The sequence below is a fragment of the Pseudomonas sp. ADAK21 genome (assembly GCF_012935735.1).
Classification (GTDB): Bacteria; Pseudomonadota; Gammaproteobacteria; order Pseudomonadales; family Pseudomonadaceae; genus Aquipseudomonas; species Aquipseudomonas proteolytica.
The window spans coordinates 2,801,485-2,812,500 of record NZ_CP052857.1; the positions used below are offsets into that span (position 1 = coordinate 2,801,485).

The 11,016-nt window shown below is 61.4% G+C and carries 11 protein-coding genes (1 of these 11 only partly in view); 4 read left to right on the top strand and 7 right to left on the bottom strand.

Features of this window, described 5'->3' with window-relative positions:
- Nucleotides 1–106 precede the first annotated feature (106 nt).
- Nucleotides 107–805, top strand: coding sequence for an ArsR/SmtB family transcription factor (locus tag HKK57_RS12600; protein ID WP_029297555.1), 699 nt, complete (start codon nucleotides 107–109; stop codon nucleotides 803–805).
- 103 nt (nucleotides 806–908) lie between these two features.
- Here the strand turns inward: HKK57_RS12600 and HKK57_RS12605 are convergent, their stop codons facing one another.
- A complete protein-coding gene (locus tag HKK57_RS12605; protein ID WP_029297554.1) occupies nucleotides 909–1,862 on the bottom strand; it encodes an adenosine deaminase in 954 nt (317 codons plus the stop codon).
- Nucleotides 1,863–2,056: 194 nt separating this feature from the next.
- Here HKK57_RS12605 and HKK57_RS12610 point away from each other — a divergent pair, with 194 nt between their 5' ends.
- Nucleotides 2,057–3,145, top strand: a complete 1,089-nt coding sequence (locus HKK57_RS12610; protein WP_029297553.1) for a calcium:proton antiporter — start codon at nucleotides 2,057–2,059, stop codon at nucleotides 3,143–3,145.
- Here HKK57_RS12610 and HKK57_RS12615 read toward each other — a convergent pair whose 3' ends face one another.
- The 6 genes from HKK57_RS12615 to HKK57_RS12640 form a co-directional block, all read right to left on the bottom strand.
- A complete protein-coding gene (locus HKK57_RS12615) occupies nucleotides 3,146–4,501 on the bottom strand; it encodes an 8-oxoguanine deaminase (protein ID WP_169390241.1) in 1,356 nt (451 codons plus the stop codon).
- Nucleotides 4,502–4,691: 190 nt separating this feature from the next.
- Entirely contained in the window at nucleotides 4,692–5,378 is a 687-nt protein-coding gene (locus HKK57_RS12620) for an SDR family oxidoreductase (RefSeq protein WP_169390242.1), read from the bottom strand.
- A 46-nt stretch (nucleotides 5,379–5,424) separates the two neighbouring features.
- The gene (locus tag HKK57_RS12625; protein ID WP_029297547.1) at nucleotides 5,425–6,006 is read right to left on the bottom strand and encodes an IMPACT family protein; all 582 of its coding nucleotides are present in this window, start codon (nucleotides 6,004–6,006) and stop codon (nucleotides 5,425–5,427) included.
- A gap of 13 nt (nucleotides 6,007–6,019) precedes the next feature.
- Nucleotides 6,020–6,679 (bottom strand): TetR/AcrR family transcriptional regulator, encoded by a 660-nt coding sequence (locus HKK57_RS12630; protein ID WP_104911518.1) that lies wholly within the window; start codon nucleotides 6,677–6,679, stop codon nucleotides 6,020–6,022.
- A gap of 87 nt (nucleotides 6,680–6,766) precedes the next feature.
- Nucleotides 6,767–8,161 (bottom strand): uracil-xanthine permease family protein, encoded by a 1,395-nt coding sequence (locus tag HKK57_RS12635; protein WP_154907300.1) that lies wholly within the window; start codon nucleotides 8,159–8,161, stop codon nucleotides 6,767–6,769.
- An 86-nt stretch (nucleotides 8,162–8,247) separates the two neighbouring features.
- Nucleotides 8,248–9,168 (bottom strand): LysR family transcriptional regulator, encoded by a 921-nt coding sequence (locus tag HKK57_RS12640; RefSeq protein WP_029297541.1) that lies wholly within the window; start codon nucleotides 9,166–9,168, stop codon nucleotides 8,248–8,250.
- Nucleotides 9,169–9,293: 125 nt separating this feature from the next.
- Between HKK57_RS12640 and HKK57_RS12645 the strand changes: the two genes are divergently transcribed.
- Nucleotides 9,294–10,643 carry an aspartate aminotransferase family protein gene (locus tag HKK57_RS12645; protein ID WP_029297539.1) on the top strand — a complete coding sequence of 450 codons (1,350 nt, stop codon included), beginning with the start codon at nucleotides 9,294–9,296 and terminating at the stop codon, nucleotides 10,641–10,643.
- 74 nt (nucleotides 10,644–10,717) lie between these two features.
- Nucleotides 10,718–11,016, top strand: the 5' portion of a protein-coding gene (locus HKK57_RS12650) for a CoA-acylating methylmalonate-semialdehyde dehydrogenase (RefSeq protein WP_169390243.1). It continues 1,195 nt past the right edge of the window; only the first 299 of its 1,494 coding nucleotides appear in the window; its start codon is at nucleotides 10,718–10,720; its stop codon lies off the right edge, out of view.

Sequence of the window (11,016 nt, forward strand, 5' to 3'; positions counted from 1 at the left end):
GCTGCTGTCGCTGATTTGGCGGTAGGACGCCACGGAATCTGCTGCCCACACACTTATACTTTTGCGCGAAATGGAGCAGACCAACGATTCAACAGGGAGTGAGTACATGGAACAGGCACCTTGCATCAGCCAGATCGCCACCTTGCTGGCAGACCCCAAGCGCACCGCGATGATCTGGGCGTTGATGGACGGTTCGGCCAAGCCGTCCGAGGAACTGGCGATGCTGGCCGGGTTGTCAGCGTCATCGGCCAATGCGCATTTGGCGCGGTTGGCGGCGGGTGGGTTGCTGCGTATCGAAGCCCGGGGGCGCAAGCGCTTCTTCCGCATGGCGGCGGCGGATGTGGCCGCAGCCGTCGATGCATTGGCCAGTACCACAATGGCCAGTGTGGCGCGCAGTGCGCCCAGCCGGTCGGTCGCGGTATTGCTGGCGCCGGCGTTGTTGCGTCAGGCACGGCTCTGCCATGACCACCTGGGCGGGGAAATGGCCGCGGCACTTTATCAACGCATGGTGTTGGCGAAGTGGATTGAACGCTTCGAGCAGCGGATCCACGTGACCCCCTTGGGCGCACGCCATTTGGCCGAGCATGGCATTTTTACCCAGGCCCTGGCCCACCAGAGTTACGCGACGATGGCTTGCGATTGTTATGACTGGAGCGAACAGCAGCCGCATCTGGGTGGGGCTTTGGGGGCGGGCTTGTTGCAGTTGTTCATGCAGTCGCGCTGGTTGCAGACGATCAGTGAGTCGAGCGCACTGCAGGTCACCGAAACCGGGCGCCTGGAAATTGCCCGGATGGCAGCTGTGTAGGAGCGGGCTTGCCCGCGAACAATTCAAAGGCGCCGCGTTCATCCAGGATGTACGCTTTATCGTTGGCGTCCTTCGCGAGCAAGCTCGCTCCTACAGGGAGGGGTCAGGGCTTGACCAGGCGTGCATCCAGGCTGTTTTGCGCCAGGCGGCTGGCCTGGTCCTGGGTCATGCCCAGGGAGGTGTGCAGCGCGTGGAAGTTTTCGGTGACATACCCGCCAAAGTAAGCCGGGTCATCGGAGTTCACCGTGACCTTCACCCCACGTTCGAGCATGTCGAGGATGTTGTGCTGGGCCATGTCGTCGAATACACACAGCTTGGTATTGGACAGCGGGCACACGGTCAGGGGGATCTGCTCGTCGATGATCCGCTGCATCAGGCGCTCGTCTTCGATGGCGCGCACGCCATGGTCGATACGCTGGATTTTCAGCAGGTCAAGGGCTTCCCAGATGTATTCCGGCGGGCCTTCTTCGCCAGCATGGGCGACGGTCAGGAAACCTTCGCCACGGGCGCGATCGAACACGCGCTGGAACTTGCTCGGTGGGTGGCCCATTTCCGAGCTGTCCAGGCCCACGGCGACAAACGCATCACGGAACGGCAGCGCCTGGTCGAGGGTTTTTTGCGCTTCTTCTTCGCTCAGGTGGCGCAGGAAGCTGAGGATCAGGCCGCTGGTGATACCCAGTTGCTGCTCGCCATCTTTGAGCGCGCTGGCGATGCCATTGAGCACTACTTCAAAAGGGATGCCACGGTCGGTGTGGGTCTGCGGGTCGAAGAACGGCTCGGTGTGAATCACGTTCTGCGCCTTGCAACGCAGCAGGTAGGCCCAGGTCAGGTCGTAGAAGTCCTGGGACGTGCGCAATACATCGGCGCCCTTGTAATAGAGGTCGAGAAACTCCTGCAGGTTGTTGAAGGCGTAGGCCTTGCGCAGGGTCTCGACGTCGTTCCACGGCAGCGCGATCTTGTTGCGTTCGGCCAGGCTGAACAGCAGCTCGGGCTCCAGCGAACCCTCCAGGTGCAGGTGCAGTTCAGCCTTGGGCAGGGCGTTTAGCCAGTCGTACATGTGTGCGTTCTCATCAGGTGCAATGGCGACATTCTACAGGCCAGGGCGCAAATAATCGGTAAAACCTGACCGAGCGGTAAGCATTCTTCGTGCCTGTGCCAGTGGGTGAATGAACTAAGGTGTAACGAAACGTTAGCGAATCGCTGCAGTCTGTACCCCATCAATGACTGAATCGCCGCTCGAAAAGGCCCGCAATGCTCACATCCCTCAAGCAAGAAAAATTCATGTGGCTGGCGCTGATCGCCGCCATCGCGGCCTACCCGCTGGAACACTGGCTGCTGCACAGTGGGCAGGCCACGGCGCTGCTCGGTGGCCTGGTGCTGATCGGCTTTATTGTCATGGCTTCGATGCGCGTGGCCCATCACGCCGAACTGCTCGCCGAAAAGGTGGGCGACCCCTACGGCACGATGATCCTGACCCTCGCGGCAGTGCTGGTGGAAGTGGTGATCCTGGCGATCATGATGAGCAACGAGGCGTCGCCGACCCTGGTGCGCGACACGATTTATTCGGCGGTGATGCTGGATATCAACGGCATCCTCGGCCTGGCCGCGCTGATGGGCGGCATCAAGCATGGCGAGCAGTCCTACAACGATGATTCGGCGCGGACCTACAGCGTGATGATCCTGACCGCCATGGGTGTGTCCATGGTGGTGCCGGAATTCATCCCCGAGGCCGACTGGAAAATCTACTCGGCCTTCACCATTGGCGCGATGGTGGTGCTGTATGCCTTGTTCCTGCGCATGCAGGTGGGGCCACACAGTTACTTCTTCAGCTACAGCTATCCGGAAAAACGCCGTAAGCCGCTGCCGGAGGAACAGGCGTCGCCGGTCAACCTGACATTCTCCATCGCAACCCTGGTGTTTGGCGTGGTGGTGATTGGCGCATTGGCCGAAGTGATGTCCAAGACCCTGGACCTTGGCCTTGAGGGCACAGGCGCGCCGCCGGTGATCACGGCGATCCTGGTGGCAGCGATTTCTGCCGCGCCGGAGATACTGACCGCGTTGCGCGCAGCGTTGGCCAACCGCATGCAGTCGGTGGTCAACATCGCGCTGGGGGCTTCGTTGTCGACGGTGATCTTGACTGTGCCGGTGATGGAAGCGATGGCGCTGTACACCGGCCAGCCGTTTCAGATGGCGATGACACCGGTGCAGACAGTGATGGTGTTTATCACGCTGATTGTCAGCGCGATCAACCTCAACGATGGCGAAACCAACGCCATCGAAGGGATGACCCACTTTGTGCTGTTTGCGACCTTTATCATGTTGTCGCTGCTGGGTGTGTAGCTAGCCGGCAATCAACTGCCGCGCCGCCTGGCTGTGATCGGCGATCAGGCCCTTGAGGTCCATGCCTTCGATCTGCCCGTCGATCACCCGCCACTTGCCGCCCACCATCACCCGGTCCGCGCGATCGGCGCCGCACAACAGCAGCGCTGAAACAGGATCGTGGCTGCCGGAGAAGCGCAGCTCATCAAGCTTGAACAGCGCCAGGTCAGCTTGTTTGCCTACGGCCAACTCGCCGATGTCGCTACGGCCGAGCAGTTGCGCAGAGCCTTTGGTGGCCCAGCCCAGCACGCCTTCAGGGGTGATTTTTTCCGCCCCGTAGCGCAGGCGCTGGATATACAGGGCCTGGCGTGCTTCGAGGATCATATTGGACGCATCGTTGGAGGCTGAACCGTCGACGCCCAGGCCAATCGGCGCGCCGGCGGCGATCAGGTCCAGGGTCGGGCAGATGCCGGAGGCCAGGCGCATGTTGGAGCTTGGGCAGTGGCAAATCCCGGTGCCGGCCGCGCCCAGGCGGGCGATTTCATCGGGGTTGAAGTGAATGCCATGGGCCAGCCAGGTACGTGGGCCGAGCCAGCCGACGCTGTCGAGGTAGTCCACGGTGCGCAAGCCGAAGCGTTGCAGGCAGAAGTCTTCTTCGTCGAGGGTTTCGGCCAAGTGGGTGTGCAGGCGTACGTCGAGCTGGTTGGCCAGTTCGGCGCTGGCGCTCATGATTTCGGGGGTGACCGAGAACGGCGAGCAGGGCGCCAGGGCGATCTGGATTTGCGCGCCGTCGCCGCGCTCGTGGTAGCGCTTGATCAGGCGCTGGCTGTCTTCGAGGATCACTTCACCCTGCTGCACGGTCTGCTGCGGCGGCAGCCCACCGTCGGCTTCGCCCAGGCTCATGGAACCGCGCGTGAGCATGGCGCGCATGCCCAGTTCGCGCACGCTGGCGACTTGCACGTCGATCGCATTTTCCAGGCCGTCGGGGAACAGGTAGTGGTGGTCGGCGGCGGTGGTGCAGCCCGAGAGCAGTAATTCTGCCAGGGCGACCTTGCTGGCCAGCGCGAGTTTTTCCGGGGTCAGGCGTGCCCACACCGGGTACAGGGTTTTCAGCCAGGGGAACAACGGCTGGTTGACCACCGGCGCCCAGGCGCGGGTCAGGGTTTGGTAGAAGTGGTGGTGGGTGTTGATCAGGCCGGGAAGGATCACATGCTCGCGGGCGTCGAAGGTTTGTTCGCAGGCCATGCTCGGTTGTTGGCCGAGGGCGAGCACTTCGACGATCACGCCGTCTTGCAGCACCAGGCCGCCACGGGCATCAAGGGCATTGGCGGTGAAGATCGCGAGAGGGTTTTTTAACCAGATACGGGTCGCAGGCATTGGCCGGCTCCTCTGAATGATGGGTTCAGGTTTGCCAGCTCAGTGTTGCCCTGTCTGCTGATCCAGGGTCGCCGGTAAGGGCGAGGAGGGAAGTCTACGTGGAGTGAGCGGTGGGGTCTATCCACCGCTCATCGGTGGTAGTGAGTGAGTCTGTTGTGGTAAGCCCGCTCGCCACAACATCGCTACAGTCTTACCAGGGAATGGTCTGGCCCTTGTAGTTGACGAAGTGATGGCCGCCCTTGCCGGTGTAGGCGTTCACTTGGGCAATCAGGCCGCGCACGCTGGTCTCCACATTGAGGTCGGCACCTTCGCCGCCCATATCGGTCTTGACCCACCCCGGGTGCAGTGACAGTACGGTCAACTTCTGCTCGCCCAATTGCGTTACAAAGCTGTTGGTCATGGAGTTCAGCGCGGCCTTGCTCGCCTTGTACAGCGCCAGGTCCGGCGCATCGGGCATGGTTACGCTGCCCAGTACCGAACTCATGAATGCCAGTACGCCACTGCCTTGGCGGATCTGCGGGGCAAAGCGTTGGGCCAGGTTGATCGGCGCCACGGCGTTGGTGAAAAACAGTTGGCCGACTTCGGCCTGGGTCGCGTGGCCTGGGGTCTGGATGGCCGGGCCCTTGACGCCGGCGTTGACGAACAGCAGGTCGAAGGTGCGGTCCTTGAGGCGCTGGCTCAGGGCGATCACGGCCTGCTGGTCGTCCATGTCGAGTTTCTCGATCTGGACCGGGCCCACAGCTTTCAGGGCATCGGCCTTGCTTGGGTCACGCACGGTGGCGGTCACATCCCAGCCGTCCAGGAGCAATTGCTTGACCAGGCCCAGGCCCAGCCCGCGCGAGGCGCCGATAATCAATGCGGTTTTTGGCGTAGACATGAAGGCTTCCTTTGGCGTCGAGGTTCAGTGAACAACATTATCAGGTTCAACGTTGCAGCAGGATTCGCCCACGGCTCAGGTCGGCCAACTGCGATTGCAGGGTGTCGATATGGGCTTCGCCGAGTGCCAGTTGCAACTCCACGCCGTTGGCGGTGAAGGTTTCTTCCAGGACCAGGCCGCCCAGTTCGGCGACACGCAGCTTTACCAGTGGCAACTCAGCAAAACCACAGGCACAGCTCAAGGGCACGCGGCTGATCAACTCGACCCGTTCGGCGTTTTGCAGGCATTTATTGGCGCCGCCCCCATACGCGCGGGCCAGGCCACCGGTGCCCAGTTGGATGCCGCCGTACCAGCGGACCACCAGCACCACGACCTGGTCAAACCCCTGGGCCTCGATGGCGGCCAGGATCGGGCGTCCGGCGGTGCCGCCGGGTTCGCCGTCATCGTTGCTGCGGTATTGCCCGCCCAGTTTCCAGGCCCAACAGTTATGCGTGGCGTTGAGGTCACTGTGCTGCTCGATAAACGCCTGGGCGTCTTGCGGGCTGGTAATCGGTGCAGCAAAGGTGATGAAGCGGCTTTTGCGGATTTCTTCGCGAAATTCACAAAAGCCCGTAAGGGTGAAAGGCATCGGGTCGCTTCGTTCAGAGGGCCGGCTTGATGCCACAGCCCTTGAGAATAATGTGGATGAGGTTGGTGCCAGCGTCTTCCATGTCCTGCTTGGTCAGCTTGGTGCGCCCGGTCACGCGGCAGATCTGGGTCGCGAAGTCGGCGTAATGCTGGGTGCTGCCCCACAGCAGGAAGATCAAGTGTACCGGATCCACGGGGTCCATCTTGCCGGCATCGATCCAGGCCTGGAAGACCGCGGCCCGGCCGCTGAACCAGGTGCGGTAGTCCTGGCTGAAATATTCGGTAAGGCATTCGCCGCCGCTGATGATCTCCATGGCGAAAATCCGCGAGGCCTGTGGTTGGCGTCGCGAGTATTCCATCTTGGTGCGGATATAGCGGGTCAGCGCCTCGGCGGGATCATCCTCGGCGGTGAGGGTGTTGAAGGTGCTGTCCCACAGTTCGAGGATATTGCTCAGCACCGCGATATACAGCCCCAGCTTATTGGTGAAGTAATAATGCAGGTTGGCCTTCGGCAGCCCGGCACTCGCGGCGATGGTGTTCATGCTGGTGCCTTTGTAGCCGTGCCGGGCGAATTCGTCTTCGGCGGCCTGGATGATCGCTTGTTCGTTCTTTTGTCGAATGCGGCTGGCGGGTTTTCCGGCGTGGCTGTTGTGGGCAGGAACTTCGAGGCTCATGGAGGTTTCCGTGCAGATCGATGAATGCGATTGCTGCACAGATAACCCACCCTCAAGCCTCAGACAAGTCCCGATACGATAAAAGCGTCAAAGCGGTTCCAGTGTGTCGTTTTCCACGAGTGGATTTGCGGCGCGTGTTTCGGCCTTGGATTCCGGCAGGATCAGGCACAGCACGATTGCCGTCAGCCCGCCGCTGGTGATGGCCGAGTCGAACAGGTTTTGCACCAGGGTTGGCATCAGGTGCAACAAATTCGGTTGTGCGGCGATGCCCAGGCCGACCCCAAACGAGGTGGCGATGATCAGCATGCTGCGTCGGTCCAGCGGGGCCTGGGCCAGGATGCGCACGCCAGCGGCGGCCACACTGCCGAACATCACCAGGGTCGCGCCGCCGAGCACCGGCTTGGGGATTTGCTGCAGTACCGCGCCAATCAGCGGAAACAGCCCGAGACAAAACAGCACCACGCCGATGTATAGCCCCACATAGCGGCTGGCGACGCCGGTCAACTGAATCACCCCGTTGTTCTGGGCGAAGGTGGTGTTGGGAAAGGCGCTGAAGGTGGCGGCGATCATGCAACTGACGCCATCCCCGAGCACGCCGCCCTTGAGCCGGCTTATATAGGAAGGGCCGCTGATGGGTTGGCGGGCGATCATGCAGTTGGCGGTGAGGTCGCCCACGGTTTCGATGCTGCTGATCAGATAAATCAGCGCGACCGGCAGGAAGGCGCTCCAGTCGAAGTTGAAACCAAAACGGAACGGTGTCGGCAGGCTGATCAAGGGCAGGTCGGGCAGGGGCTGGGGTACCAGTTTGCCGCTGAACCATGCAGCGAGGCTGCCCAGTACCAGGCCGATGATGATCGCGCTAAGGCGTACCCACGGCGTATCCGAACGGTTGAGCAGGATAATCGTCAGCACCACGAACAGGCCCAGGGCCAGGTTGGTCGGCGCGCCAAAGTCCGGGGCATTGAAGCCGCCGCCCAGGTCGGTGATGCCCACTTTGATCAGGCTGATGCCAATCAGAGTAATCACAATGCCGGTCACCAGCGGCGTGATGACCCGGCGCAATTGGCCGATAAAACGGCTCAGCACGATCTGCACCAGCGCGCCGAAAAAGCACACGCCGAAAATCATCGCCAGGATGTCTTCCGGGCTGCCGCCGCGCTGCTTGACCAGGAAACCCGCTGACAAGACTGCGCCGAGAAAGGCAAAGCTGGTGCCTTGCAGGCAGATCATCCCCGCGCCAATTCCAAACGGCCTACGCGCCTGGATGAAGGTGCCGACACCGGAAACCATCAACGCCATGCTGATCAGGTAGGGCAGGTGGGCGGCCAGGCCCAGGGTGGAGCCGATGATCAGTGGCGGGGTGATGATGCCGACGAAGCTGGCGAGCACATGTTGCAGTGCCGCGAGCAAGGCGGGCAGTGGTTTGGGGCGGTCGTTGAGACCGTAGATCAGGTCGCTGGCGCTGGAGGATTCTGGTGGCATGGCATGTGGACTCAGGGCTGACGGTTCATGGTCCCTGTGCCTTGCAAAAAGCTGTCCACTTGCTCAGGTTTTGTGTGGAGCCCGTATCAGCGGGTCGCGGCCAGGCTTTCGAGGAAGCTTTCCAGCACCAAATGAGGGCGACGGCCTTTGCGCGTGACCGAAGCCAGGCTTAAATCGTAAAAGCGTGTAGGCGGTTTCAGCGCACGCAGTCGGCCTTGTTGTACCCACAGACTGGCGTAGTGATCGGGCAGGTAGCCGATATAGCGCCCGGTAAGGATCAGGAAGGCCATGCCTTCGCGGTCGGACGCGCTGGCGGTGCAGTTGAGCGCCTGATAATGGGCCTGGATATCGGCGGGCAGGCGGAAGGTCGGTGCGATGGCGTCCTGGCTGTTGATGCGTTGATCGTCCAATTGTTTGTCGTCAGCGTAAAACAGCGGGTGGCCCACCGCGCAGTAGAGCAGCGAACGCTCGCTGTACAGGGGTTGGTATTCCAGGCCCGACAGGGCGCTGGCCTGGGGGACCACGCCGACATGCAGGCGCCCGTCGAGCACGCCTTGCTCAACTTCATTGGGGGCGATCATGCGGATCTGGATTTGCACGTCGGGGCCGCGCTCTTTCAACTGCGCCAGTGCATGGGTGATGCGCATATGGGGCAGGGTCACCAGGTTATCGGTCAGGCCGATGATCAGTTCGCCGCGCAGGTGTTGGTGCAGGCCGTTGACCTCGGTGCGGAAACTTTCCAGCGCACTTAACAGTTGCAGGGCCGATTGGTAGACCTCCCGGCCTTCTTCCGTCAGGGAGAAACCGGCGCGCCCGCGTTGGCACAGACGCAGGCCCAGGCGCTGCTCGAGATCGCTCATTTGCTGGCTGATCGCAGAGCGACCAATGCCCAGCACGGTTTCCGCCGCCGAGAAGCCTCCGCACTCCACCACGCTGCGGAAGATGCGCAACAGGCGGATATCGAAGTCGCTCACTTGGGCCAGCGGGTCGGGTCGGCGGCTGCTCATGGTTTAGTAAAAGCCTGACTGAAGGTTAGAAGAGTTGCATTTCCCAGACTTTATCCCCGTGGCAATTTAGCTGCAACAACGCTTTTCAATCCCGACGCTGCCTTTTGCCCTGCGAGGTTTTGCTGATGAACATGCCCGAAAACGCCCCATCCACCCTGGCCAGCCAGCTGAAGCTGGATGCCCACTGGATGCCTTACACCGCCAACCGCAACTTCCAGCGCGACCCGCGTCTGATCGTGGGGGCCGAAGGCAGTTGGTTGATCGATGACAAGGGGCGTCGGGTGTACGACTCGTTGTCGGGCCTGTGGACCTGCGGCGCGGGGCACACCCGCAAGGAAATCCAGGAAGCCGTCGCCAAACAACTTGGCACCCTGGATTACTCGCCGGGCTTCCAATACGGCCATCCTTTGTCCTTCCAGTTGGCGGAAAAGATCACCGACCTGACCCCCGGCAATCTGAACCATGTGTTCTTCACCGACTCCGGTTCCGAGTGCGCCGATACAGCAGTGAAGATGGTGCGTGCGTACTGGCGCCTAAAGGGCCAGGCGACCAAGACCAAGATGATCGGGCGTGCCCGTGGTTATCACGGGGTGAACATCGCCGGTACCAGCCTGGGTGGCGTCAACGGCAACCGGAAGATTTTTGGCCAGGCGATGATGGATGTCGATCACCTGCCCCACACGCTGCTGGCGAGCAATGCCTTCTCCCGCGGCATGCCGGAGCTGGGTGGTATTGCCCTGGCTGACGAGTTGCTCAAGCTGATCGAGTTGCATGATGCGTCGAACATTGCTGCGGTGTTCGTTGAGCCGATGGCAGGCTCGGCCGGGGTGCTCGTACCGCCGCAGGGCTACCTCAAGCGGCTACGTGAGATCTGTGACCAGCACAATATCCTGCTGGTGTTCGACGAAGTGATCACTGGCTTTGGTCGTACCGGCTCGATGTTTGGTGCAGATAGCTTCGGTGTGACGCCGGACCTGATGTGCATCGCCAAGCAGGTCACCAACGGTGCGATTCCGATGGGGGCAGTGATTGCCAGCAGCGAGATCTATCAGACGTTCATGAACCAGGCGACGCCTGAGTACGCGGTGGAATTCCCACACGGCTACACCTACTCGGCCCACCCGGTAGCCTGCGCGGCCGGGCTGGCGGCATTGGATCTGCTGCAGAAGGAAAACCTGGTGCAGAGCGTGGCCGAAGTCGCACCGCACTTTGAGAATGCGCTGCATGGCCTCAAGGGCAGCAAGAACGTGATCGACATCCGTAACTACGGCCTGGCCGGTGCGATCCAGATCGCCCCGCGTGATGGGGATGCCATCGTGCGTCCATTCGAAGCGGGCATGGCGTTGTGGAAGGCCGGGTTCTATGTGCGCTTTGGCGGCGACACCCTGCAGTTCGGCCCAACCTTCAACAGCAAGCCGCAGGACCTGGATCGCTTGTTCGATGCCGTCGGCGAAGTGCTGAACAAGATCGACTGATTTCTCCTTCTATATAGAACAACAGCCTGGCGCGACGCGTGTCGCGCCTGTGGACAACTTTTCAGGAGCCTTGCATGAGCCTTATCCAGCATTTGATCAACGGCGAACTGGTCAACGACAGCGGTCGCAGCGCCGACGTTTACAACCCTTCTACTGGCCAGGTGATTCACCAGGTGCCATTGGCCAGCCGTGAAACCATTCAACAGGCTATCGACTCGGCCAAGGCTGCATTCCCGGCCTGGCGCAATACGCCGCCGGCCAAGCGCGCCCAGGTGATGTTTCGTTTCAAGCAATTGCTGGAGCAGAACGAAGCCCGTATCTCGCAGTTGATCAGCGAAGAACATGGCAAGACCCTGGAAGATGCTGCCGGTGA

What these genes read in the sequence shown, in the direction of transcription:
- HKK57_RS12600 (WP_029297555.1), top strand. Translation starts at nt 107, where the DNA reads ATGGAACAGGCACCTTGCATCAGCCAGATCGCCACCTTGCTGGCAGAC.
- HKK57_RS12605 (WP_029297554.1), bottom strand. Translation starts at nt 1,862, where the DNA reads ATGTACGACTGGCTAAACGCCCTGCCCAAGGCTGAACTGCACCTGCAC.
- HKK57_RS12610 (WP_029297553.1), top strand. Translation starts at nt 2,057, where the DNA reads ATGCTCACATCCCTCAAGCAAGAAAAATTCATGTGGCTGGCGCTGATC.
- HKK57_RS12615 (WP_169390241.1), bottom strand. Translation starts at nt 4,501, where the DNA reads ATGCCTGCGACCCGTATCTGGTTAAAAAACCCTCTCGCGATCTTCACC.
- HKK57_RS12620 (WP_169390242.1), bottom strand. Translation starts at nt 5,378, where the DNA reads ATGTCTACGCCAAAAACCGCATTGATTATCGGCGCCTCGCGCGGGCTG.
- HKK57_RS12625 (WP_029297547.1), bottom strand. Translation starts at nt 6,006, where the DNA reads ATGCCTTTCACCCTTACGGGCTTTTGTGAATTTCGCGAAGAAATCCGC.
- HKK57_RS12630 (WP_104911518.1), bottom strand. Translation starts at nt 6,679, where the DNA reads ATGAGCCTCGAAGTTCCTGCCCACAACAGCCACGCCGGAAAACCCGCC.
- HKK57_RS12635 (WP_154907300.1), bottom strand. Translation starts at nt 8,161, where the DNA reads ATGCCACCAGAATCCTCCAGCGCCAGCGACCTGATCTACGGTCTCAAC.
- HKK57_RS12640 (WP_029297541.1), bottom strand. Translation starts at nt 9,168, where the DNA reads ATGAGCAGCCGCCGACCCGACCCGCTGGCCCAAGTGAGCGACTTCGAT.
- HKK57_RS12645 (WP_029297539.1), top strand. Translation starts at nt 9,294, where the DNA reads ATGAACATGCCCGAAAACGCCCCATCCACCCTGGCCAGCCAGCTGAAG.